The organism is Paraburkholderia sp. BR10923, from assembly GCF_040948765.1.
GTDB classification, from domain to species: domain Bacteria; phylum Pseudomonadota; class Gammaproteobacteria; order Burkholderiales; family Burkholderiaceae; genus Paraburkholderia; species Paraburkholderia youngii.
In genome coordinates this window covers 89612-111883 of record NZ_JBFPKO010000024.1, presented here as the reverse complement: position 1 = coordinate 111883, position 22272 = coordinate 89612, and the positions used below count along the sequence as shown (strand labels likewise).

19 protein-coding genes and 1 pseudogene are annotated in these 22272 nt (G+C 64.5%); 8 read left to right on the top strand and 12 right to left on the bottom strand.

Going from position 1 to position 22272, the window contains the following annotated elements:
- The first annotated feature begins 126 nt into the window (after positions 1-126).
- Complete coding sequence (locus AB3X94_RS32840) at positions 127-2223, top strand: FUSC family protein (protein WP_368613688.1); 2097 nt, start codon at positions 127-129, stop codon at positions 2221-2223.
- Positions 2224-2229: 6 nt separating this feature from the next.
- Here the strand turns inward: AB3X94_RS32840 and AB3X94_RS32835 are convergent, their stop codons facing one another.
- Complete coding sequence (locus AB3X94_RS32835; RefSeq protein ID WP_176121203.1) at positions 2230-2547, bottom strand: GIY-YIG nuclease family protein; 318 nt, start codon at positions 2545-2547, stop codon at positions 2230-2232.
- A gap of 10 nt (positions 2548-2557) precedes the next feature.
- On the bottom strand, positions 2558-3727 hold the full coding sequence (locus AB3X94_RS32830) for a GNAT family N-acetyltransferase (protein WP_176109254.1): 1170 nt from the start codon (positions 3725-3727) through the stop codon (positions 2558-2560).
- 150 nt (positions 3728-3877) lie between these two features.
- Between AB3X94_RS32830 and AB3X94_RS32825 the strand changes: the two genes are divergently transcribed.
- Together AB3X94_RS32825 and glnK are read left to right on the top strand one after the other, a co-directional pair.
- Positions 3878-5602: an NAD+ synthase gene (locus AB3X94_RS32825; RefSeq protein WP_176121204.1), complete on the top strand. Its 1725-nt coding sequence runs from the start codon at positions 3878-3880 to the stop codon at positions 5600-5602.
- 101 nt (positions 5603-5703) lie between these two features.
- On the top strand, positions 5704-6042 hold the full coding sequence (gene glnK / locus AB3X94_RS32820) for a P-II family nitrogen regulator (protein ID WP_013088783.1): 339 nt from the start codon (positions 5704-5706) through the stop codon (positions 6040-6042).
- A 184-nt stretch (positions 6043-6226) separates the two neighbouring features.
- Here glnK and AB3X94_RS32815 read toward each other — a convergent pair whose 3' ends face one another.
- The 5 genes and pseudogenes from AB3X94_RS32815 to AB3X94_RS32795 form a co-directional block, all read right to left on the bottom strand.
- Complete coding sequence (locus tag AB3X94_RS32815; protein ID WP_176109252.1) at positions 6227-7384, bottom strand: porin; 1158 nt, start codon at positions 7382-7384, stop codon at positions 6227-6229.
- A 615-nt stretch (positions 7385-7999) separates the two neighbouring features.
- Positions 8000-8779 carry an ABC transporter ATP-binding protein gene (locus AB3X94_RS32810; RefSeq protein ID WP_176109251.1) on the bottom strand — a complete coding sequence of 260 codons (780 nt, stop codon included), beginning with the start codon at positions 8777-8779 and terminating at the stop codon, positions 8000-8002.
- A gap of 39 nt (positions 8780-8818) precedes the next feature.
- Complete coding sequence (locus AB3X94_RS32805) at positions 8819-9532, bottom strand: ABC transporter permease (RefSeq protein WP_018419774.1); 714 nt, start codon at positions 9530-9532, stop codon at positions 8819-8821.
- Positions 9529-10218, bottom strand: coding sequence for an ABC transporter permease (locus tag AB3X94_RS32800; protein ID WP_176109249.1), 690 nt, complete (start codon positions 10216-10218; stop codon positions 9529-9531). The genes AB3X94_RS32805 and AB3X94_RS32800 overlap by 4 nt, the downstream gene beginning before the upstream one ends.
- A 240-nt stretch (positions 10219-10458) precedes the next feature.
- Positions 10459-10596 (bottom strand): annotated as a pseudogene (locus tag AB3X94_RS32795) (ABC transporter substrate-binding protein); the annotation flags it as partial.
- Between the two features lie 588 nt (positions 10597-11184).
- Here AB3X94_RS32795 and AB3X94_RS32790 point away from each other — a divergent pair.
- The gene (locus tag AB3X94_RS32790; RefSeq protein ID WP_176109248.1) at positions 11185-11895 is read left to right on the top strand and encodes a pirin family protein; all 711 of its coding nucleotides are present in this window, start codon (positions 11185-11187) and stop codon (positions 11893-11895) included.
- Positions 11896-12042: 147 nt separating this feature from the next.
- Here the strand turns inward: AB3X94_RS32790 and AB3X94_RS32785 are convergent, their stop codons facing one another.
- A complete protein-coding gene (locus AB3X94_RS32785; RefSeq protein ID WP_368613687.1) occupies positions 12043-12588 on the bottom strand; it encodes a periplasmic heavy metal sensor in 546 nt (181 codons plus the stop codon).
- A gap of 218 nt (positions 12589-12806) precedes the next feature.
- On the opposite strand from AB3X94_RS32785, the gene AB3X94_RS32780 reads away from it, so the two are divergent.
- Both AB3X94_RS32780 and AB3X94_RS32775 read left to right on the top strand, forming a co-directional pair.
- Entirely contained in the window at positions 12807-13532 is a 726-nt protein-coding gene (locus AB3X94_RS32780) for a response regulator (protein WP_018419780.1), read from the top strand.
- Positions 13516-14832 (top strand): ATP-binding protein, encoded by a 1317-nt coding sequence (locus AB3X94_RS32775; RefSeq protein WP_176109246.1) that lies wholly within the window; start codon positions 13516-13518, stop codon positions 14830-14832. Before AB3X94_RS32780 ends, AB3X94_RS32775 begins: the two co-directional genes overlap by 17 nt.
- A gap of 60 nt (positions 14833-14892) precedes the next feature.
- On the opposite strand, the gene AB3X94_RS32770 is transcribed toward AB3X94_RS32775, so the two are convergent.
- A complete protein-coding gene (locus tag AB3X94_RS32770) occupies positions 14893-15159 on the bottom strand; it encodes a hypothetical protein (RefSeq protein ID WP_013088792.1) in 267 nt (88 codons plus the stop codon).
- A gap of 168 nt (positions 15160-15327) precedes the next feature.
- Complete coding sequence (locus AB3X94_RS32765) at positions 15328-17019, bottom strand: sensor domain-containing diguanylate cyclase (RefSeq protein WP_176109245.1); 1692 nt, start codon at positions 17017-17019, stop codon at positions 15328-15330.
- A 776-nt stretch (positions 17020-17795) separates the two neighbouring features.
- On the opposite strand from AB3X94_RS32765, the gene AB3X94_RS32760 reads away from it, so the two are divergent.
- Entirely contained in the window at positions 17796-19547 is a 1752-nt protein-coding gene (locus AB3X94_RS32760) for an ABC transporter permease subunit (RefSeq protein WP_176109244.1), read from the top strand.
- 19 nt (positions 19548-19566) lie between these two features.
- Positions 19567-20913 (top strand): AAA-associated domain-containing protein, encoded by a 1347-nt coding sequence (locus AB3X94_RS32755; RefSeq protein ID WP_176109243.1) that lies wholly within the window; start codon positions 19567-19569, stop codon positions 20911-20913.
- A 67-nt stretch (positions 20914-20980) separates the two neighbouring features.
- Here AB3X94_RS32755 and AB3X94_RS32750 read toward each other — a convergent pair whose 3' ends face one another.
- Together AB3X94_RS32750 and AB3X94_RS32745 are read right to left on the bottom strand one after the other, a co-directional pair.
- Positions 20981-21490 (bottom strand): hypothetical protein, encoded by a 510-nt coding sequence (locus AB3X94_RS32750; protein WP_255209158.1) that lies wholly within the window; start codon positions 21488-21490, stop codon positions 20981-20983.
- A gap of 23 nt (positions 21491-21513) precedes the next feature.
- Positions 21514-22092, bottom strand: a complete 579-nt coding sequence (locus AB3X94_RS32745) for a hypothetical protein (protein WP_368613686.1) — start codon at positions 22090-22092, stop codon at positions 21514-21516.
- Between the last annotated feature and the right edge of the window lie 180 nt (positions 22093-22272).

The window sequence follows — 22272 nt, the reverse complement described above, 5'->3', positions numbered from 1 at the left end:
CATCGCTTCGATGAACGGAACGCATTTTTATATTTAGGTGTAAACCCTTATCATTCGCCGCACGAGCTCGCGCGCGAACTCACGGCATCCACGCGCGTTTCCATCACTTCAACGAGCACTATCCGGATGATGAACCGCAGCAAGTCCCACTCGACATCGCCGCGCTGGTCGACCCGGCTGAATTCGGTCGTCAGCGCGATCTATCGCAAGCGGCCGGTCTGGATGGTGTCGTTCGCGGCGAGCGAGGCGAATCTGTCGGAGGGCTTGAGGGCCGCGTGCGCATCGACGGCGATGCTCGCGCTCGGCAACGTGCTGCACGATCCGGTGTTCGCGTGGGCCGCAATTGGCGCGTTCTGGACCTGCCTCGCCGATGCGGCCGGCTCGAACCGCGCGCGCTTCATGTCGATGATGGGCTTCGCGCTGCTGTCGACGCTGTGCGGGGGCATCGCCGCGTTCGCATCCGCGTCGGGCACCGCGTGGGCCGCGCTCGCGGTGCTCGCGTTCACGACGCTCGGCGCGTTCGGCCGCATCTGGGGCGCGGCCACGTCGCAGGTGACGATCCTCGCGGCGACCGCTTGCGTCGTGATGGTCGATCGGCCGATGCATGACGCGCGAGCCGGTGTCGAGTTTCTCGGCGTCTATCTGCTCGGCTGTCTGTTCGCGATCGTGCTGAGCCTGACCGTGTGGCGCATCCATCCGTTCGGCGCGAGCCGCGCGTCGCTGCGCACGGTGTATCTGCGCCTCGCCGATATCGCGTTCGATAGCGCGCGGCTCGTCGGCGGACGAGCCGCGCCGCGCGAATGGGCCACGCATGCCGCGCGCTTTCGCGCCGATGCGCGCGCGTCGCTCGAACGCTCGCGCGATGCGCTCGCGAACGTGCCTGCATCGAAAGCGGGCGGCGCGGCCGTCTATGACACGCTGCTCGGCTTGCTGACCGATGGCGAAGCGTTGTTCGCTTATCTGATCGCGGTGTCGGGCGCGGGCGAGAAAGTGCCCGACGATCCGCGCCGCACGCAACGCGCGGTGCGCCTGCTCAATGCGATCGGCGAAGTGCTGAGCGACATCGGCAGCGCGACCGGCGACGCGCGCTGGGAACGTCTGGCGCAGCCGCAGGCGCGTCTGCGGCGTTTCGCGCATCGGCTCGAAAGCGCGCTGCTCGAACCGGTGAAGCTGCAATCCGGTTTCGAGCTCGTCGATTTCGCGCCGCGTGAGGTGCATGCCGAGCCGTGGAGCGCATGCGTCGCGCGTTATACGGCGCGCGCGTGGTCGGCGCTGAAGGCGAACCTGTCGTGGCAGTCGGTCGGCTTGCGCCATGCGGCGCGTGTCGGCGTGACGACGACCGCGGGCTTCGTCGTGATTCGGGCGCTCGGTCTGCCGTTCGGCTATTGGGCGACGATGGCCACTCTTCTGATCCTGCAGCCGTCGATCGCCGCGACCTGGCCGCGCAGCATCGAACGCGCGGCGGGCAGTATCGTCGGCGGCGTGCTCGCGGCGGCGATCGGCTACGCGATTCATTCGCCGCTCGGCATCTCGCTCGCGGTGTTCCCGCTCGTGATGGCGACGATGGCGCTGCGCCCCGTCAGCTACAGCCTGTTCGTGCTGTTCCTGACGCCGACCTTCGTGCTCGTCGCCGACTTCGCGACGCCGGGCGCCAACGAACTGTCGTTCGCGCTGACGCGGCTCGGCAACAACGTGCTCGGCTGCGTGCTCGCGCTCGTCGCGACCTTCCTTCTGTGGCCGACGCGCGAGAAGCTCGACCTGCGCGTCTATCTCGGCGACGCGGTGCGCGCGAATCTCGCGTATCTGCGCGCGTCGCTCGAAGCGCCGCGGCACAGCGGCAAGGAGATCGAGCAATTGCGCCGCGCCGCGGGTCTCACCAGCAACAACGCGGAAGAAGCGATCGGCCGCGTGCGGCTAGAAAAGCTCGAGGACTCGATGGCCGATACCGTCACGCTGACGGTGCTGAGTCTGCTGCGGCGGATGGCCGGCACCGCGACGCAGTTGCGCCTTACCGCGAACCGTCGCGACGTGCATAGCGAACTCGACGAATGGGTCGTGGCGATGAGCGCGGCGATCGAGGCCGCGCTGAACCGCACGTTGCGGCCAGTGCGGCTCGAGTTACCCGCGCGCGAGCGGTTGACGTCGCTGGAAGCGGATGTGGTGGGCGAGCTCGCGCGCGTGCATCGGCTGTTGACAGAGAGGATGCGGGAGGCGAGGGGGTAGCACGACTCAGCCGTCGGAGCTCGCGCCGTCGTCAGCGGCGTCGTTCACTGCCACCGCCGGCAACACCGACTGCAGCGTGAACACCCCGGCCGCGAGCGCCCGCTTATCGGCGGCCGTGAGCCGCTTGACCCAATACTCGGCGCTCGACGCGCTCGAGCGGTCCGCCAGCTCGAACGACGCCAGCACCCGCACCGGCTTGCGCGAGCGCGTATAACGCGCGCCCGTGCCGCTCACGTGTTTGTCGAAGCGGGCGGCGACATCGGTAGCGATGCCGGTATAGACGCTGCCGTCCGAGCATTCGAGCAGATAGAGAAACCACGCCATAACCGCGCTTCTAGCCTTTGAACGGATTGTGTTCGCGCAGCTCGTCCACGTATGCGTGAATGCTGTTCTTTTCGTTGTCGAGGAAATGGCCGACCGCATCGGCGAACGCCGGATGCGCGAGCCAATGCGTGGAGCGCGTGACCGTCGGCAGAAAGCCGCGCGCCATCTTGTGCTCGCCCTGCGCGCCGCCCTCGAATGCGCCGAGCTTTTCTTCGATGCAGAATTCGAGCGGCTGATAGTACGCGGTTTCGAAGTGCAAGCACGGCACGTGTTCGAGCGCGCCCCAGTAGCGGCCATACAAGGTGCCGCCGGTTTTGTCGTCGCGCTGATAGACGACGAGCGAGCTCGCGATCGGCTTGCCTTCATATTCGGCGATCACCAGCAGCAGATTCTCCGGCATCGACGCGCCGATCATCCGGAAGAAATCTAGGTTCAGATACGGACTCGAAAAATGCTCGCGATAGGTTTGCCGATAGCACTTGCTGAAGAAGCGCCAGTCGGCATCCTTGATGTCTTCGCCGCGGATGCGCCGCATCGTGATGCCGGCCTCGTGCACCTTGCGACGTTCGGCGCGAATGTTCTTGCGCTTCTTCTGTTCGAGCGTCGACAGGAAGTCGTCGAAGTCGCGGTAGCCGTCGTTGAGCCAGTGAAACTGCACGCCTTCGCGTTGCATCATGCCGATATCGGTGAGCGCGTCGGCTTCGCTCTGCGTCGGAAACAGCACATGCAGCGACGACACCTCGGCCTGCTCGGCGAACGCCATCAACGTGGCCGCGAGATGGCGCAACGCGTGCTCGTTCGCCGATAGCAGGCGGTTGCCCTGCACCGGCGTGAACGGCACCGCGCATAGCAGCTTGGGGTAGTAGGGCAGGCCGTTGCGCTTGTACGCGTCGGCCCAGGCCCAGTCGAACACGTACTCGCCGTAGGAGTGACCCTTCAGATAGACGGGGGCCGCCGCCGCGAGCTTGCCCGTGCGTGCGTCGGTCAGTGTGACGAATTGCGGCGCCCAACCGGTGTCGGGAACCGCGCATTGCGTCGCGTTCAGCGCACTCAGGAACTCGTGCCGCAAAAACGGCGTGGGCTGCGGCTGCGCGGCAAGGAGGGCGTTCCACTCGGCGGCGTCCACCTCGGAGGGCGATGCCAGAATGCCCGTGCGATAATCGATACGTTGCTGGTTCAATCTGAGTGACTGTTTGCAATGACCGGCGCGGCGCGATGAAGCTGAAGCTGCCACGTCGTTCGTTGAGTTCGTTTATCCGGTTTGTTCAATTCCGTCGAGCCATCGAGCCGCGGTACCGCGAGCCGTGAAGGCTTGCCTGTCGATCCTGCCATGAAGACCCGAATCGCTCTTGCTCAAATCAATGTCACCGTCGGCGACTTCGCCGGCAACGTCGCGAAGATCGTCGCCGCCGCGCGCGCCGCGCACAGGGATGGTGCGAAGCTGCTGGTCGCGCCTGAACTCGCGTTGTCGGGTTATCCGCCCGAAGACCTGCTGCTGCGCCCCGCGTTCTATACCGCGAGCGCGGCCGCGTTGGCCGATCTCGCCGCGCAGTTGAAGCCGTTCACCGGTCTGCATGTGATCGTCGGTCATCCGCTGCGCGACGGGTCGGACAACCTCGCGCACAAGCTCGTGCACAACGCGGCGAACGGCCATGTTAATGCAAACGCGCCGATCGAGCGCGGCGTGCCGCCGGTCGATACCTTCAACGCGGCGTCGCTGATCGTCGACGGCGAAGTGAAGGGCACCTATCGCAAGCAGGATCTGCCGAACACCGAGGTGTTCGACGAAAAGCGCTACTTCGCCGCGGACCCGCAGCCGTTCGTGTTCGAACTGGATGGGATCAAGTACGGCGTCGTGATCTGCGAGGACGCATGGCATGCGTCGGCCGCGCAGATGGCGAAGGCCGCGGGCGCGCAGGTGCTGCTGATTCCGAACGGCTCGCCATATCACCTGAACAAGGAAGCGGTGCGCTTCGACATCTTGCGCGCGCGCATTCGCGAGACGGGCATTCCGATGGTCTATGTGAATATGGTCGGCGGGCAGGACGAACTCGTGTTCGACGGCGGCTCGTTCGTGCTCGACGCGCAGGGCGCACTCGTCGCGAAGCTCGCGCAGTTCGAGGAAGCCACGGCGATCGTCGAGTTCGAGGACGGCAAGCCGTTGCCGGCCGCGATCGCGCCGGAGCAGTCGATCGAAGCGCAGGTGTACGCGGCGCTCGTGATGGGCGTGCGCGACTACATCGGCAAGAACGGTTTTCCGGGCGCGCTGATCGGTTTGTCGGGCGGCGTCGATTCGGCGCTCGTGCTGGCCGTTGCGTGCGACGCGCTCGGCGCCGACAAGGTGCGCGCGGTGATGATGCCGTCGCGCTACACGGCCGACATTTCCACGACCGACGCCGCCGAGATGGCGCGCCGCGTCGGCGTGCGTTACGACGAGATCGCGATCGCGCCAATGTTCGATGCGTTTCGCGCGTCGCTCGCCGAAGAGTTCGCGGGCCGCGCCGAAGACGCGACCGAAGAGAACATTCAGGCGCGCATTCGCGGCACGCTGCTGATGGCGCTGTCGAACAAATTCGGCTCGATCGTGCTGACCACCGGCAACAAGAGCGAGATGGCGGTCGGCTACTGCACGCTGTACGGCGACATGGCCGGCGGCTTCGCGGTGATCAAGGACATCGCGAAGACGCTCGTGTACCGGCTGTGCCGCTATCGCAACGCCGCCACGACGTTTGCAAAGCGCGACGTGATTCCCGAGCGGATCCTGACGCGTGCGCCGTCCGCCGAGCTGCGCGAGAACCAGACCGACCAGGACAGCCTGCCCGAATACGAAGTACTCGACGCGATCATGCGCATGTACATGGAGGAGGACCGTTCGCTCGCGGAAATCATCGCGGCTGGCTATCGGGTCGACGACGTGAAACGGGTCACGCGCCTGATCAAAATCAACGAGTACAAGCGCCGTCAGGCGCCGATCGGCATCCGCGTCACGCATCGCGCGTTCGGCCGCGACTGGCGCTATCCGATCACGTCGCGCTACACCGAACCGGTGGAGTGAAAGACGGCACCCGCGCGCGGATGCCGCAATGCATCCGGCGCGGCGTAGAATAAAAATCATCTTTTCCCTTTTCACTCTTCCCATCAAGAGACGAGGTCGCCATGAAGCGCATCACCGCAGTCATCAAACCGTTCAAACTCGACGAAGTGCGCGAGGCGCTCGCGGAAGTCGGCCTCACCGGCCTGACCGTTACCGAGGTCAAGGGGTTCGGCCGCCAGAAAGGGCATACCGAGCTGTATCGTGGCGCGGAGTACGTGGTCGACTTTCTGCCGAAAGTGAAGATCGAAGTCGTGGTCGCGGACAGCCAGTGCGATCAGGTCATCGACGCGATCATCGGCGCGGCGCGCACCGGCAAGATCGGCGACGGCAAGATCTTCGTCGCGGATGTCGAGCGCGTGATCCGCATCCGTACCGGCGAAGAGAACGAAGCGGCCGTCTAAAGCCGCGCAAGCACGCACCGGCCCGGTGCGCGCAAGAACTCAAATTCGGCCGCCGAAGAAAAAACGGTGCAATACCCTTGCGGATATTGCACCGATACGCGCCTCTCGCAGCAGCGTGAAAAAGATTCTCTTGAAGAAACCTGTGTTACACCCCGAGGTGTGACCCTCGGGGCGCACCGTTCGATTAGAACGAGTGCTGGATACCTGCGTACACGCCGGTTTGCTGGCGGCCTTGCAGCGGGTTGTCCGTTGCAGCGGCGAAGCCCGCATTGTTCGCGTTCAGACCGAAGTTAGCATTGCGGCTGTTGCGCACCGTTGCCGCCTGCAGGTCGAGCAGCGTGCGCTTCGACAGGTTGTACGAACCGCCAACCGTGTAGATCGTCGCATTGCCCGCGCCGTTGTTGCCGTTCACGTGATAGACCGCCGCGATCAGCGCTGCAGCCGGCGTTGCCTGCCACGTCACACCGCCCCATTCGTGATCCAGGGTGGTCGGCTGACCAGGAGCAACGTTCGTCGCACCTGCCGAGCGGACTGCCTGGTAAGCGGCCTGAATCTTGAACTGGCCGAGGAACACGTTCACCAGAGCTGAGTACTCGCGCGATGCCGCGAATACGCCGTTGCTCGTGTTAGCCGTGTTGATGCCGTTGTTGGCGACCGGGCCACCCCACAAACCGCCGGTCGTCGGGTTGCGAATTTCGTCGTACAGACCGCGGATCTGGAACAGCGAGGTCGTGTAGGTGACCTGCGCGCCAGCTTCGCGACCTTGCGGCGTCGTGCCGTTACCGTTCCAGCTCGTCGCGTTCGACAGCGCGTATTGACCGTAGAAGTCAAAGCCCGCGATCTTCGGCGACTGGTACGCGAAGTTGTTGCTCGACTGCGGCCAGTTGCGGCCACGCACGAGCGATGCCGACGACCAGTCGGACTGACCGAACGGGTCGAAGTCCCACACGCCGTTCGAGATGAAGAGCATGCGGCCCATCGTGAACGTACCGAACTGGTCGTTCGAAATGCCGACCGTTGCCCAGCGATTGAAGAGACCACCGCCGCCAGGACCCGCGCCCGTCATCGTGTTGAACGAGCCTTCCAACTGGAACAGAATCTTGTTGCCAGCGCCGATGTCCTCGACACCCTTCATGCCCCACAGGCTGGTGCCCCAGTCGCCGCTTTCCGCCTTGAAGCGGTTCGAGCTGGTGTTGGCCGCGCCGTTGGCGTTAGCGCCGGTCGGGACGCCCGACATGTACTCGAGACCTGCATCCAAACGGCCATACAGCGTGACGCTGCTCTGAGCGTGTGCAACAACGCCGGCCGACATCAGCGCAGCGACGAGCAAAGCTTTCTTCATCTTCTCCTCCATACCCTGTCAAAAAAAGAAACCCAGTACTGCGAGTGGTGTTCGGACGCGATCAGCGCCGAACAGAAAGCGGTACCAGGGGAGAGTGGCGGGTGGATAGGGGTGCTCCTGCCATGACATGTAGCGTCGAGCTATCTTTGCGTCATGCCGATCCCACGCCGACCGGTTCTCCTCTGTGTTTTGAAGTGAAACTACTTTTAATCAACTTTGTTTTGCTACTTTGGTTACCAATTTATCAAAAATAACTTTAACTGGGAGAAGAAATTAGTACCGTCCACAGGCGGTGTCGCCAAATTGCAATACGAATGTGCGGCGGAACCCGGAGGAACCCCTCGGAAAATGGCGCAGAGCCTTGTCCGGCAAGGGAAGCGCGGCTCAGAAGGGGACGCATTAAGGATTGTCACTATTGACGAGTCAAAAGTGGCAGGTTAGGGCGAAAACCAGGCCGGAATAGCCCGTTTTGTGGGATTTTCGGCGCTTTTCGTCGTTCGAATGGCCGGGGGAAGGGCGCGGTAGAAATGAAAAAGGCGCTCGTAAGCGCCTTGTAAAACTACATTGACTACATTTTCGATGTTATTCGCATCGTAAGTCGCGGGGCAATTTTTATTACTTGAGACTGCCCGACAGGAATTGCTTCAGACGCTCGCTTTTCGTGTTTTTGAACACTTCGTCGGGATGGCCTTCTTCCTCGACGCGGCCCTGGTGCAGGAACATCACATGGTTCGACACGTTGCGCGCGAAGCCCATTTCGTGTGTGACGACGATCATCGTGCGGCCTTCCTCGGCGAGCTTTTGCATCACCTTGAGCACTTCGCCGACGAGCTCCGGGTCGAGCGCCGAGGTCGGTTCGTCGAACAGCATCACATCCGGGTGCATCGCCAGCGCCCGCGCAATCGCCACGCGCTGCTGCTGGCCGCCCGACAGATGCGACGGATACTGCTTCTCGAGACGCGGCGCGAGGCCGACTTTCTCCAGATATTCGCGCGCGCGGTCCTCGGCTTCCTTGCGCTTCAGACCGAGTACATGCACCGGCGCCTCGATGATGTTCTCGAGTACGTTCATGTGCGACCACAGGTTGAAGTGCTGGAACACCATCGAAAGCTTGGTGCGCACGCGCTGCAACTGTTTCGGGTTCGACACGCGCAGCGCGCCGTCTTTGGCGGTCTGCGTGCGCACTTCCTCGCCGTCGACGAAAATGCGCCCCGCGTTCGGCTGTTCGAGAAAGTTGATGCAGCGAAGCATCGTGCTCTTGCCGGAGCCGGACGAACCGATCACGCTGATCACGTCGCCGGCATTGGCTTTCAGCGACACGCCCTTGAGGACTTCGTTGTCGCCGTACTTTTTGTGAAGCTCGTCGACGAAGAGCTTCTGCTTCTTGGAGTTCATCAGGATCCTTAACGAGCTTGCTTGTCTATGGACGCGCAGTTACTTGCCTTGCGGCCGCAGGTAAGCGAGCCAGCGACGCTCGGCGCGGCGGAACAGCCACACGAGCGCGAAAGAAATACACAGATACAGCAGCGCGGCGATGCCGAACGCGTTGAACGACTGATACGTCGCGGAGTTCACGTCGCGCGCGATCTTCAGGATGTCCGGCACCGTGGCCGTGAACGCGACCGTGGTCGCGTGCAACATCAGGATCACTTCGTTGCTGTAGTAGGGCAGTGCGCGGCGCAGCGCCGACGGCAGAATCACGCGCCGGTACAGCGTGAACGACGACATGCCGTACGCGCGCGCCGCTTCGATCTCGCCGTAAGGCGTCGCCTTGATCGCGCCCGCGAAGATTTCGGTCGTGTACGCGCAAGTGTTCAGCGTGAACGCGAGCAGCGTGCAGTGCATGCCGTCGCGGAAGAACGCGTTGGTCAGCTCGTTGTTGCGGATGATCTCGAGGCTGTAGAGACCCGTGTAGCACAGCAGCAGTTGCACATAGAGCGGCGTGCCGCGGAAGATATAGGTATAGAGCCACACGAGGCCCGCGAGCCATTTCTTCTTCGACACGCGCGCGACCGCGAGCGGCACCGACAGGCAGAAGCCGAGGCCGATCGACACGACCAGCAGCCACAACGTGATTGCGACACCGGTGAAGCGATAGCCATCGGTGAAAAGATAGTTGCGCCAGTATTGCTGAATGATCTCGATCATAGGTCCGCCTTTCGCACGCCGGTCGAGTAACGCTTTTCGAGGTACATCAGCACGAAGTTCGATACTGTGGTGATGACGAGATAGATCGCCCCCGCGAGCAGGGTGAAGAAGAAGAACCGCAGGGTGCCCTTGCCGGCGTCCTGCGAGGCCTTGACGACGTCGGCGAGACCGATGATCGACACGAGCGCGGTCGCCTTGACCATCACCTGCCAGTTGTTGCCGATGCCCGGCAGCGCGAAGCGCATCATCTGCGGGAACATCACGCGCGAGAACACCTGCCAGCTCGTCATGCCGTAGGCCGCGCCCGCTTCGAGCTGGCCGCGCGGCACCGCGAGAAACGCGCCGCGGAACGTCTCGGTGAAGTACGCGCCGTAGATGAAGCCGAGCACCGCGACGCCGGCCACGAACGGGTCGATGTCGATCTGGTCCCAGCCCATCGCGTCGGTCAGGTTGTTAAGCCAGATCTGGATGCTATAGAACAGCAGCAGCATCAGCACGAGATCGGGCACGCCGCGCACGAGCGTCGTGTAGACGGTGCCGATGCCGTTCGACAGGCGGTTCTTCGACAATTTCGCCGCCGCGCCGAGCAGGCCGAGCACGAACGCGAGCGCGAGCGAGAACACCGCCAGCTTGACGGTTTGCCAGGTGCCGCTGAGGAGTAGCGGGCCGTAGCCTTGAAGGAACATAGGAAGTCCTCGACGATGCGTTTCTCGCGCACCGCGAAAGACGCGGCCCGCGATGCGCCGCGTCGGGGTCGAGCGCCTGGCTCGCCGTGATCCGCGGCGCACAGCGTGCCGCTGTGCAAATCATGCCGCAGGAACGTTGGTGGCTCCTGCAGCGCGCTTTTGGGACTTTCGTCTCGGATTGTTTTGAATCTACTGCCTGGTATTGCCACCTTCGGTTGTCACCTTCGGTGCCACTTGCACGACGATGTCGCGATTAGGCGCCTTCGATTCGAATGGCGGATAACTGGCGTCGACCCCGATGCGCACCGTTTTCCATTCTTTCGCCATCGCGCCGGTGGCCATGACTGCCAGAGCCACGCACAGTGCGAACTTCTTCATGTTTCTCCTGAACCAATCTGATCGTCGTGATGACTCGACCCGACGAGCGCCGGCCGAGGGCCGACGGTCGCTATTCTAGGCGGTCAAAATTGCCGTGCCGCAGGGATTGTCGCCGCGTGCTCGTCGTTCTTGCGCGGGCGGTTCGTCCGACGTGGTGCGCTGTTCCGGTGCGTTCGGTGCTTGCCGGACGTGCCTCGCGCGGGTGTGGCGCCGAGTCGGAGCCCGTCGCGCACCGGTTGCGGCCGGCCCGGCGAGGCTTGCCCGCGCGGCCGCACGTCCCGCGGGACGTCCACGCGGCTTGAAAAGCGCGGTATTTTACCCGAAGAGCGGCAAGCTGCCAGTGCGGGGCGGCAGCGAGCGGCAAGACGCCGCGCAGCGCGTTGTGCGTGCGCGACGCCGGCGCGGTTTTGCGGGCGCCGGGCATCCGGGCGCCCGCCTTTCCGCGCGGTCAGCTCGCCGGCCGCGTCGTGCGTGCGATTGCATGCAGCGATGGAACGCTGCGGTGCGGTCGCGCACGATTGTTTAGTGGGCACGCAGCCCCTACATTCCTCGCATCGCTCTGATTGAGTACTTACCGGGAGACTTTCCATGATCGAGATTCGCCGCTCCGCAGAACGCGGTCACGCCAACCACGGCTGGCTCGACTCGTATCACAGCTTCTCGTTTGCCGATTACCGCGACCCCGAGCATGTGCACTTCGGACCGCTGCGCGTGATCAACGAAGACCGCATCGCCGGCGGCCAGGGTTTCGGCGCGCATGGGCATCGTGACATGGAGATCGTCACGTATGTGCTCGAGGGCGCGCTCGCGCATCGCGACAGCATGGGCAACGGCTCGACGATCCGTCCCGGCGACGTGCAGCGCATGAGTGCGGGCACCGGCGTGCAGCACAGCGAGTTCAACGCGTCGCGCGACGAACCCGCGCATCTGCTGCAGATCTGGATCATTCCGCGCCGCGCGGGCGATCAGCCCGGCTACGAGGAAAAGCGCTTCGACGCCGACAGCAAGCGCGGCCGCCTGCGCGTGATCGCGTCGCCCGACGGCCGCGACGGCTCGGTGACGATCCATGCGGACGCGTCGATCTACGCGGGACTGTTCGACGGCGCCGAACACGCGACCTTCGCAATACCGGCCGGGCGTCTCGCCTATCTGCACGTCGCGCGCGGCACGCTGAGCGTGAACGGCACGGTGCTCGAAGCGGGCGATGCCGCGAAGCTCAGTGATGTCGACACGGTGACGCTCGAAAAGGGCGACGACGCGGAAGTGCTGCTGTTCGATCTCGGCCAGTTGAACGGCTGATCCGAGCGGTCGATTCGCGCGGGCCCGCGGCCAGCGGATCGAGCCGCGAGCAGCGCCAAACGGCAACGCCACGGAAAACCTCTTCCGTGGCGTTTTTCTATTTGCGAGGCGCCTTCCCTGGCACGCCTCGCGGATGCAACGCGCCGCTTACTGATTAGCGGCCGGCGCCGACGCCGCGCCTTGGTGATGCTCCCAACGCTCGCGCATCTTCTCGTGACGCTGTTCCATCCGCGAGAAGCGCTGCTTGATCGCCGTGCTGACAGTGGTCTTCTGCTGGTCGTTCAGGCCGTTATAGAACTTGAGCCATGCGTCGGTGGTTTGCTGACGCAGTTGCGCGTCCTTCTGCTCGATCTGCTGATGCGTCGCGGCCATCGCGTTCAGATCGAGGATCGGCTGCTGCTGCGCGGCCTTGAACTGGTCGTGAGCCTGGTTGTGGTTCGCGCGCATCGCTTCATGATTCTGCTTCATCGTATCGAGCGCGCTTTGCCACAACTTTTCCTGATCCGCGTTCAGCTTCAGCTGATCGTGGAGTTGGGTGAGTTCCTTCATGAAGTGGCCGTGCCAGCCGCCAGGGCCGCCGTGCGCCTGCTCGGCGGGTTGAGCGGCGGGTTGAGCGGCGTAAGCGGCGCCCGCGCCGATGGCGAGAGCGGTGGCAGCAACGGCGAGAACGCGCGACATCTTTTTGGTGGACATATGAGGCTCCTTGTAATGGAATAGCCGACGATGCAACCGGTCTTTGGACTGCCTGCACTCGGTAAGGCACAGCGTAGAGAACCGCGTGCGCCGCTGTGTTACGCGCCAGGACGCCGCTATTACCAGCAATTACGCGCGGCTTTCACCGTAACACCCGGTAACCCTTCAGACCGTTTGGAAAACGAAATCCCTTTCTGCCGCGCGTTAAACTTCATTTCATGGCTACTCAAATCCTGGTCGTCGACGACGACGTCGAACTGCGCGATCTGCTGCGCGACTATCTGGCCCGTCAGGGCATCGAAGTTTCGGTGCTGCACGACGCGGGCTCACTCGAACGGCGCCTCGAGCGCGAGCGCCCCGACCTCATCGTGCTGGACCTGATGATGCCCGGCGTGGACGGCCTCACCGCGCTGCGCAAGCTGCGCGCATCGGGCGACGATATCCCTGTCATCATGCTGACCGCGCGCGCCGACGACGTCGACCGTATCGTCGGCCTCGAACTCGGCGCGGACGACTACCTCGGCAAGCCGTTCAATCCGCGCGAACTGCTCGCGCGCGTGCAGGCGGTGCTGCGGCGGCGCCGCACGCTGCCGTCGGCGGCCGCGCCCGAACAGCGCGAACCGTTCAGCTTCGGCCGCTTCACGCTGGATTTCCAGTCACGCACGCTGCATCTCGAAGACAAGCCGCTCACGCTGTCGGGCAGCGAGTTCGCTCTGCTGAAGATCTTCGTCAATCACCCCATGCGCACGCTCACGCGCGAGCGCCTGCTGGAACTGCTGCACGGTCCCGAGTACGACGGTACCGACCGCGGCATCGACGTGCAGGTGTGGCGCCTGCGTCGCATTCTCGAAACCGATCCATCCACACCGCGCTTCATCCAGACTGTGCGCGGCCGCGGTTACGTGTTCGTGCCGGACGGCGAGCAGCATGCGTCGGCCCATTGATTCGCTGTTCGGGCGGCTCGCACTGCTCGTCGTCGCGGTGCTGATGTTGTCGCATTTCGCGTGGTACGCGCTGATGCGGCTCGAACGTTCGCAACTGCAAACGCGCTACGCGGTCGAGGAAGCGACCTTCCTCGTCGACGCGGTGCGTCAGCACGTCGCCCGCACACCGGATCAACCGTTGCCGTCGCGCGTGAAGCTGGTCGACCCGGCCAGCCCGGATGTACCGGCAGCCAGCGCGAACATGCCGCCGCCGCTCGAGCGTTTCGTCGAGGACGTGCGCGACCGCATGCCGGCCGACACCCAGGTGCGCATCAGTCCGCCCGGCGGACCGCCCACGCTATGGGTGCGCGCCGCGACTGATCGAAACTGGATCGTCGTGCCGGTTCAACCGCTGCGCATGCCGCGCTCGCTCGACCGCACGGTGTCGTGGCTCGTCATTATTTTCTCGTTCGCGGTGATGGCAGCGCTGTTCGCCGCCTGGGCTCTCCAGCGGCCACTGCGCTTGCTCGCGCAGGCGGTCGCGCGCTTCGGCCGCGGGCTGCCGGTGCCGCCGGTGCCGGAGCGCGGGCCGCGCGAGTTGCGGCAACTCACACATGGCTTCAATCAGATGGTGCAGGAAGTCGCGCGCACCGAGAACGATCGCGCGGTGATGCTGGCCGGTGTCGCGCATGACCTGAAGACGCCGCTCGCGCGTCTGCGGCTGCGCGCCGAAATGATGGACGACGCGAAGACACGCGACGGCGTCGTGCGCGACGTCGATTCGATGACGCATATCGTCGAGCAGTTCCTGCTGTTCGCGCACGACGGAGCGGACCGCAGCGAACCCGTGGAAGTCGATGCACAGTGCGAGCGTGTCGTGCGCAGTTATCGGGCGGTGGCCAGCGGCGCGCCGATCGTACACACGGAGCTGAACGCCGGGCCGTCGTTTCAGCTGCCTGCCGCCACGCTCGACCGGATCCTGTCGAACCTGATCGACAACGCGCATGCGTATGGCGCGCCGCCGGTGGTCGTCGCGACTGCGCGCACACCGCAGGGTTTTACGCTATCCGTTAGCGACAACGGCAAGGGCATCGCCGCCCAGGATCTGATCAGCGCGAGCCGGCCGTTCGTGCGGCTCGATCCGGCGCGCGGCGGCAACGGCCACAGCGGGCTGGGCCTTGCGATCGTCGAGCGGCTGGTGCGGCGCGCGGGCGGTGAGTGGGAAATCGGCAATCACGACGGCCGCGGTTTGCGGGTGTTGATGAGCTTTCCGTTCGAAGTGCTGCCGCGGGTCGCGACGGCCTCGGAAAATGCGTGGTAGGAGCGGGGTATTGGAGTCGCGATGCGCGCGCGGGGCGTCGGCATCGCGAACGGCGAGAGGTCAGTCCGAAAACAGCGTATTCAACGCATTCGCCGTTTCGCTATCGACGGTATTCCACGTCACCGATTCCGCCTCGAAAATATAGTGCGTCGTATATTTGCCGAGCCGCGCGAGTATTTCCTCCTGAATCAATTCCGGCGCGACCTCCAGTTTCAGATACCACGCGGTCGACGACAGACGCGTCTGGAACGCGCCGTATTCGGCGAGCAGATGGTCGAATGCCTCAGCGTCCTGATCGCGACAGACGATCACCAGATTTCCCTTCATGCGAATCTCCCGTTAGTGCGGTAGTGACACTCCGATATCAGGATTGATGATACCTGCTTCGTTGCGGGAAGCTCGGCGTCGTTTTAGCGCGGGCAGGGTGTTGGCGTGGGTTGGCTAAGCGGAGAGGGCGATACCGTCGCGCTGAGTACTTCGGCTAGCGTCGGGCATTCACCATGCGTTCACCGCCGTGCGCGCAGGCGGTGCGGTATCGTCGGGCGGCAGCGCTTCGGTGCGGTCGCGCCCGCCGGTTTTCGCCGCGTACAGCGCGGTATCGGCCCGGCTCATCAGGCGCTCGGGCAGATCGTCGGGCGACAGCTCGGTGATGCCGATGCTCACGCTCAGCCCCGCCGCGGCCGGCAGCTTCGGCGAGGGTATCGCTTTCAGCCGCAGCCGCAGACGCTCGACCACCTCGCGCCCGCCTGCCAGATCGGTGGCCGGCAGCAGCAGGCCGAACTCTTCGCCGCCGAGCCGGCCGATCGCGTCGGAGCTGCGCAGCTCGGCGCGACACGTATCGACGAAATGTTCGAGCGCGCGGTCGCCGGCGGCGTGGCCGAAGCGGTCGTTGATCTGCTTGAAGTGGTCGAGATCGGCGATCGCCATGCACAGCGGCTCGCGGCCCGCGTGCGCGCGATCGATCTCGTGGCGCAGCAGGTCGAGGAAATAGCGCCGCGACAGCGCGCCGGTCAACGCATCGTGCCGCGCCTCGGCCGACAGCAGCGTATTGGCCGACTGCAACTGCTCGGCGAGATCGCGGGTCGCGCGATGGTGGCGCCGCTCGCGCACGTAGGACACGGTGATCACCCACGCGAGCGCGACGGTGCCGGACAGCGTCAGGAACACGAGCAGATGGTCGCGCTTGTGGTTGCGCAGCAGTTCCGGCCACGCGGCGAGCGGATCGACCAGATGCGCGGAGAGTCCGGAGTTCAGGCCACCGCGGTTCTGATAGAGCGCCGGGGCCGGCTGCTCGATCATGCCGAACAGCTGCGCGGCGACCGAGGCCGGCACCCACGGCGCCTGCTCACGCACTTGCGTGTCTTCGCGGATCAGCATGTCGGGGAACGTCTCGCGGCGGTAGATGATGCGCCGCTCGGCGGGGCTCATCTGCGTGACGCGCGAGTTCGGCAATGCGTGGCCTTCGAGCGCGCTGTTGTGCGCCATGATGATGACGCCGTTGTCGTCGGCGACGAAGGTGCCCGCGTGCGCGACCCAGTGGCGCAATCGCGCGATGCCGACCTTGGCCACCACCGCGCCGACCAGCAGCCCCTTCGAGTACACCGGCGCGGCAATGAAGATGCCTGGCTCGCCGCTCGCGCGACCGACGCCGTAGGCTTCAGCGAACGCGCCGAGCAGTGCGCTCGTCAGATAGCCGCGCGCGCGCATATCCATGCCGACGAACGATTGCTGCGCGCCCTCGGGGTTCGACATCGTGCTGCTGGAGGCGACGCAGATGCCGTTCGCATTGACGATCCAGACCTGGTCGAGCCCGGAGAAGCCTTGCGCTTCATGCAGGAATCTGCTGACCGCGGCCATCTGCGGGTCCTTCAGCAACGCGGCCCGCAAGGCGGGTTCCGCCGCCTCGCCGTTCACGGCATAATTCTGCGATTGCACGAGGGCACGCTGGACCACGTCCATTTCGGCCATGGTTGCGGGGATGGCGCGGGACATCGCGAGGTCGCTGGCAATCACTTCAGCCATGTTGTCGACGATCGACGTGGACATTTGCCGCTGCGTGTGCAACGCCGCGTCCAGCTCTTGCTGTACCATCCGGTCCGCGACCATGCCAGCCACGAACCAGCAGACGAGGACGATCAGCACGAAGCTGACCGGCCCGGCTACCTGGCGCAAGGTTGTCCTGTTCATCGACCCTCTGATCCGTCTGGCTGTGACATGCAACTTGCTTGTTGGTGGGCAGCGCGCTCTCAACGCTGTGTCGTTATCTGCGTCAGCTGCGGTTTCGCTCCGTCACGAGCGACGCGCGCTGCGCCGTCGCCATGCCCGGAATGAATCGCTGATAAACAGGTACGTCGTTTCCCGATTTTAACCGTCGCGAAGCACGTTGCCACCGTTATTGCTGGGATGCTGTCTGCATATGCCGCGCCGATCAGATTCTTAACGGCAGCCGCGCGCCATTCTTGATAGTTGCGCGGGCAGATGGAGCGAATGAGCGGCGGCGGCCGCGGCGACGCGCCCATGTGGCTTGCGCGCCACGCCGCGAGACAGCCTCGCGACGTGTCACGCCGAAGTACGCGCAAGCAGAGTACAGTGCGGCGCGGCGACGCGGGCCGGGGCTTGCTGAAGCCTTACGCCGCGCGTGCGACGCCGTCTCGCGATTTGCGGCGAAAGGTTGTGCCTGAAACATAGGATGGTGTAGTGTCGTGCCGTCCAAAACGAGGAAAGCCCGCCAGCCCTCGGGCGGCGCACGCGGCGACAGGAGTTCGGCGTGATGGTTGTGGTCGTGGGCGACGCGTCCACGTAACTGCCCATTGCCGGCCCATGTGTCTCCAACGCTAACGATTTACCACGCACGCGCGTTTTGCCATGCCTGATTTCCGCTTTCCGGACCGACCCATAGACCGCCGCGGAGCCGCGGCCTCCTTCGAGCGTTCGAATGCCTGTTTCAAGAGGGAGGGCATCTGATGGATTTCAGCTTTAACCTGAAGCGCACCGCCAATGCGTCGGCATGGCGGGTGTTGCCCAACCGCTGGGACTTCGTCGCGTTCCCGCTGATCATCTGCCTGATCGCGATGGCGTCGATCGGCTTTCACGAGACGCTCGCGCCGATGTCGACGCTAAAGACCCAGGCGATCTCGCTCGATCCGGCCAACCTGCCCGAGTACGCGATGCGCACCACGCTGCGCATGCTCGCGGCGATGGTCGCCTCGCTGATCTTCACGCTGGTCTACGGCACGCTGGCCGCCAAGAGCCGCCGCGCCGGCCTCGTGCTGGTGCCGATTCTCGACATCCTGCAGTCGGTGCCGGTGCTCGGCTACATCTCGTTTACGGTCACCTTCTTCCTCGCGATGTTCCCGGGCCGCGTGCTCGGCGCCGAGCTCGCCGCGATCTTCGCGATCTTCACGAGCCAGGCGTGGAACATGACGTTCAGCTTCTACCAGTCGCTGCGCACGGTGCCGCGCGACCTCGATGAGGTGTCGCGCGGCTTTCACCTGACTTCGTGGCAGCGCTTCTGGAAGCTCGAAGTGCCGTTCTCGATGCCGGGCCTGATCTGGAACATGATGATGTCGATGTCGGGCGGCTGGTTCTTCGTCGTGGCTTCCGAAGCGATCACGGTCGGCAACAACACGATTACGCTGCCGGGCATCGGCGCCTACCTCGCGCAGGCGATCAGCGACAAGAATCTGCACGCGATCGGCTGGGTCATCCTCGCGATGACGGTCGTGATCCTCGCCTATGACCAGCTGCTGTTCCGTCCGCTCGTCGCGTGGGCCGACAAGTTCCGCATGGAGTTCACCAGTTCGGGCGATGCGCCGGAATCGTGGCTGCTCGACCTGATCCGCCGCACGCGTCTGATTCACCGGCTGCTGGTGCCGCTCGGCTGGATGTTCGCGCGCGCGGCGCGCGTGCGTTTCCAGTTGCCGGCGTTCAGCGCACCGCGCTTTCACATCCCGCAGCGCGAGAAGAACTCGAAGCTCGGCGACATCATCTGGGCGGCGATCGTGCTGCTTGCCACGCTCTACGTGGTGTACCGCGTGTTTCTTTATGTGCGCACCGGCGTCACGCTCGACGAGATCGGCCACGTGTTCGTGCTCGGCCTGATCACGCTGCTGCGCGTGGTGGTGCTGATCGCGATCGCCTCCGTGATCTGGGTGCCGGTCGGCGTGCTGATCGGCCTGCGCCCGGCGCTCGCGGAAAAGGTGCAGCCGCTCGCGCAGTTCCTCGCGGCGTTCCCGGCGAACCTGCTGTTCCCGGTGTTCGTGATCGTCATCGTGCGCTTTCACCTGAATCCGGACATCTGGCTGTCGCCGCTGATCGTGCTCGGCACGCAGTGGTATATCCTGTTCAACGTGATTGCCGGTGCAAGCTCGTATCCGAACGACTACCGCGAGGCGGCCAAGAATTTTCACATTCGCGGCTGGCAGTGGTGGCGTCAGGCGATGCTGCCGGGCATTTTTCCGTACTACGTGACGGGCGCGATCACCGCGTCGGGCGGTGCGTGGAACGCGAGCATCGTCGCCGAGTTCGTGCAGTGGGGCGATACCAAGGTCGCCGCGCATGGCCTCGGCGCCTATATCGCGCAGACCACCGCGGCGGGCGACTATCCGAAGATCATCGTGGGCATCGCCGTGATGTCCCTGTTCGTGACCCTGTTCAACCGTCTGCTGTGGCGTCCGATGTACGCCTACGCCGAAGGCAAGCTCCGTCTAGATTGAGAAATGAAGGCTTAATGCGATGCAAAATCCTAAAGCTGCTATGACCGCCGCGCCGATCCAGACGCCGCCGAAGCCCCCGCGCCTCGGCGAGGAAATCCTGCGCGTCAAGGACGTGTGCCGCGGCTTCAACAAGACTCAGGGTGAACTGCTCGTCCTCGACGACGCGAATCTGTCGCTGCGCGAGGGCGAGATCGTCGGTCTGCTCGGCCGTTCGGGCTCGGGCAAGTCGACGCTGTTGCGTATCATCGCCGGCCTGATCGAGCCGACCGACGGCGAAGTCACGTACATGGGCAAGCCGCTCGAAGGCCCGGCCAAGGGCGTAGCGATGGTGTTCCAGACCTTCGCGCTGTTTCCGTGGCTGACCGTGCTGCAGAACGTGGAAGCGGGTCTCGAGGCACAAGGCGTCGGCGCGTCGGAGCGGCGCACTCGCGCGCTCGCGGCGATCGACCTGATCGGTCTCGACGGCTTCGAAAACGCGTATCCGCGCGAGCTGTCGGGCGGCATGCGTCAGCGCGTCGGCTTCGCGCGTGCGCTCGTCGTCGATCCGACACTGCTGCTGATGGACGAGCCGTTTTCCGCACTCGACGTGCTGACCGCCGAAACGCTGCGTACCGACCTGCTCGATCTGTGGACGCAGGGCCGCATGCCGATCAAGGCGGTGCTGATCGTCACGCACAACATCGAGGAAGCGGTGTTCATGTGCGACCGCATTCTGGTGCTGTCGTCGAACCCGGGCCGCGTGATCGCCGAGATCAAGGTGCCGTTCAAGCATCCGCGCAATCGTCTGGACCCGGCGTTCCGTCGTCTCGTCGACGAGATCTACGCGAAGATGACCGCGCGCCAGACCGACGAAAAGACCAAGAAGGGGCTCGAGCTCGGTAGCTGGCTGCCGCACGTGTCGACCAACCTGATGGCCGGTCTGATCGAGACACTCGCCGCCGCGCCGTATCACGGCCGCGCGGACATGCCGGAAATCGCGCGCTCGCTGCATCTGGAGGTCGACGATCTGTTTCCGATCGCCGAAGTGCTGCAGCACCTCGGTTTCGCCGACGTGCGCGAGGGCGACATTTTCCTGACGCCGCCGGCGCGCGTGTTCTCCGAGTTCGGTACCCAGGAACGGAAGATGATGTTCGCCGAGCATCTGCTGCGGCACGTGCCGCTCGCGGCGCGGATCAAGAAGGTGTTGAACGAGCGGCCGGGGCATCGCGCGCCGCGCGTGCGCTTCGAGCAGGAGCTGGAAGACTTCCTGTCGGACAGCGCGGCGGAAGAGACGCTCGACGCGGTCATCAACTGGGGCCGTTACGGCGAGATCTTTTCGTATAACGATCAGACGGAAATCTTCAGTCTGGAAGACGTGGAGTCTTGAGCCCGGGTTGCCGCGGAAACGACCGCGGTTCAGACAAAAAGGCGGCGAGGAAAACTTCGCCGCTTTTTTATTGCAGGTTGCCCCAGCGTGCGACCGCCGGCTCGGCCGTCGCCCACTTCCAGCCCTTGTCCTGCTGGCACGCGCTCGCCGTGAACCACCTCTCGGGCGCGTTCGGGCCGTCGCCGTCCTGCACCGAGAACACGAAGTCTTTGCACAGCGCGAGCGCCGAGTTGACCGCGCGCGTCACGCGCACCTGGCCGTGACCGTTTTCGATCGGCAACGTGTGTTTGACCGACCACGGTTTCGTTTCGCCGACCGCCATCGTCCCAACCAGCGCCGCCATCAGATCCTGCTGATCCTTGTGCATGCTGCGCATGTAGCGCGCGACCGCTTCGTCGGTGGCGGCCTGCACCGCCACGCCGACGCCGAGCGCGACGGCCGGATTGCTGGTCACGATGCCCGAAGCGACACCCGCCGCCGCGCCGCTCGCGGCGCCGATCGACGCGCAGCCGCTCGCCAGCAGGCTCGCGCCGACGCATAGCGCGCCGGCCGCGATGAGCCGTAGCCGATCACCCATCGGAACGCCAGGCGAACGCAATATCATTGCAGCGCACCCCAGCGCTCGGTGGCGGGTTCGGCCGATGCCCAACGCCAGTCCTTACCGTCACGGCAAACCGACGCAATGTAAAACGCGCTGCTAGCGGGCTTGTCGCGTGTTGCGTTCTGATCGACGGAAAAGACGATTTCCTTGCAGTCGAGCGCGCCGGTGCTGATCAGGCGGCTGACGGTCACGCGGCCGTGCTCGTCGTCTTCGATCGGGAAAGAGTGGGTGATGCTCCAGGGAGCGACCGCGCCGACATCGAGCGGACCGGCCGCCTGCGCGATGCTGTTCTGCGTATTCGTGTGGACCACGCGCTCCGAGTACTGCACGCCGGCCCGCGCGGCGGCGACAGCGCCAAGACCGATACCGGTCGCGACCGCCGCATTGCTGGTGACCTTGCCCGCGACCGCGGCACCCGCGATACCGGCGCCCGCGACCGCGCCTTCCGAGTACAACGAGCTACAGCCGCTCAATGCGGACGACACCGCCAGCGCCAGTGCGAGCAGCGCTGCTACGTGGGGGCGTTTGCCTACGACAACGGACTTCGCGTCGTCAGCCCACACCATGTTCTTTTGCATTTCTCCCGTCCCTGCCCGTACAGGTGCCTGCGTTCACGCGTCGCGCGTGTAAACGAAGGACACGTCGTTTATTACGCTGCCGCATTGTGCAGGATGCGTTTTGTAATTGGCAGCGAAAAAATGCAAGAAATTGCAAAACATCGTGCGTCGCGATGTTTTCTGCTGCATGGGCGGAATGGC

Excerpts from the sequence above, each read along its gene's own strand:
- AB3X94_RS32745 (WP_368613686.1), bottom strand. The coding sequence starts at position 22,092 with ATGCAAAAGAACATGGTGTGGGCTGACGACGCGAAGTCCGTTGTCGTA.
- AB3X94_RS32805 (WP_018419774.1), bottom strand. The coding sequence starts at position 9,532 with ATGATCGAGATCATTCAGCAATACTGGCGCAACTATCTTTTCACCGAT.
- AB3X94_RS32770 (WP_013088792.1), bottom strand. The coding sequence starts at position 15,159 with ATGAAGGGAAATCTGGTGATCGTCTGTCGCGATCAGGACGCTGAGGCA.
- AB3X94_RS32790 (WP_176109248.1), top strand. The coding sequence starts at position 11,185 with ATGATCGAGATTCGCCGCTCCGCAGAACGCGGTCACGCCAACCACGGC.
- AB3X94_RS32825 (WP_176121204.1), top strand. The coding sequence starts at position 3,878 with ATGAAGACCCGAATCGCTCTTGCTCAAATCAATGTCACCGTCGGCGAC.
- AB3X94_RS32800 (WP_176109249.1), bottom strand. The coding sequence starts at position 10,218 with ATGTTCCTTCAAGGCTACGGCCCGCTACTCCTCAGCGGCACCTGGCAA.
- AB3X94_RS32840 (WP_368613688.1), top strand. The coding sequence starts at position 127 with ATGATGAACCGCAGCAAGTCCCACTCGACATCGCCGCGCTGGTCGACC.
- AB3X94_RS32760 (WP_176109244.1), top strand. The coding sequence starts at position 17,796 with ATGGATTTCAGCTTTAACCTGAAGCGCACCGCCAATGCGTCGGCATGG.
- AB3X94_RS32810 (WP_176109251.1), bottom strand. The coding sequence starts at position 8,779 with ATGAACTCCAAGAAGCAGAAGCTCTTCGTCGACGAGCTTCACAAAAAG.
- AB3X94_RS32765 (WP_176109245.1), bottom strand. The coding sequence starts at position 17,019 with ATGAACAGGACAACCTTGCGCCAGGTAGCCGGGCCGGTCAGCTTCGTG.
- glnK (WP_013088783.1), top strand. The coding sequence starts at position 5,704 with ATGAAGCGCATCACCGCAGTCATCAAACCGTTCAAACTCGACGAAGTG.
- AB3X94_RS32755 (WP_176109243.1), top strand. The coding sequence starts at position 19,567 with ATGCAAAATCCTAAAGCTGCTATGACCGCCGCGCCGATCCAGACGCCG.
- AB3X94_RS32785 (WP_368613687.1), bottom strand. The coding sequence starts at position 12,588 with ATGTCCACCAAAAAGATGTCGCGCGTTCTCGCCGTTGCTGCCACCGCT.
- AB3X94_RS32775 (WP_176109246.1), top strand. The coding sequence starts at position 13,516 with ATGCGTCGGCCCATTGATTCGCTGTTCGGGCGGCTCGCACTGCTCGTC.
- AB3X94_RS32780 (WP_018419780.1), top strand. The coding sequence starts at position 12,807 with ATGGCTACTCAAATCCTGGTCGTCGACGACGACGTCGAACTGCGCGAT.
- AB3X94_RS32835 (WP_176121203.1), bottom strand. The coding sequence starts at position 2,547 with ATGGCGTGGTTTCTCTATCTGCTCGAATGCTCGGACGGCAGCGTCTAT.
- AB3X94_RS32750 (WP_255209158.1), bottom strand. The coding sequence starts at position 21,490 with ATGGGTGATCGGCTACGGCTCATCGCGGCCGGCGCGCTATGCGTCGGC.
- AB3X94_RS32815 (WP_176109252.1), bottom strand. The coding sequence starts at position 7,384 with ATGAAGAAAGCTTTGCTCGTCGCTGCGCTGATGTCGGCCGGCGTTGTT.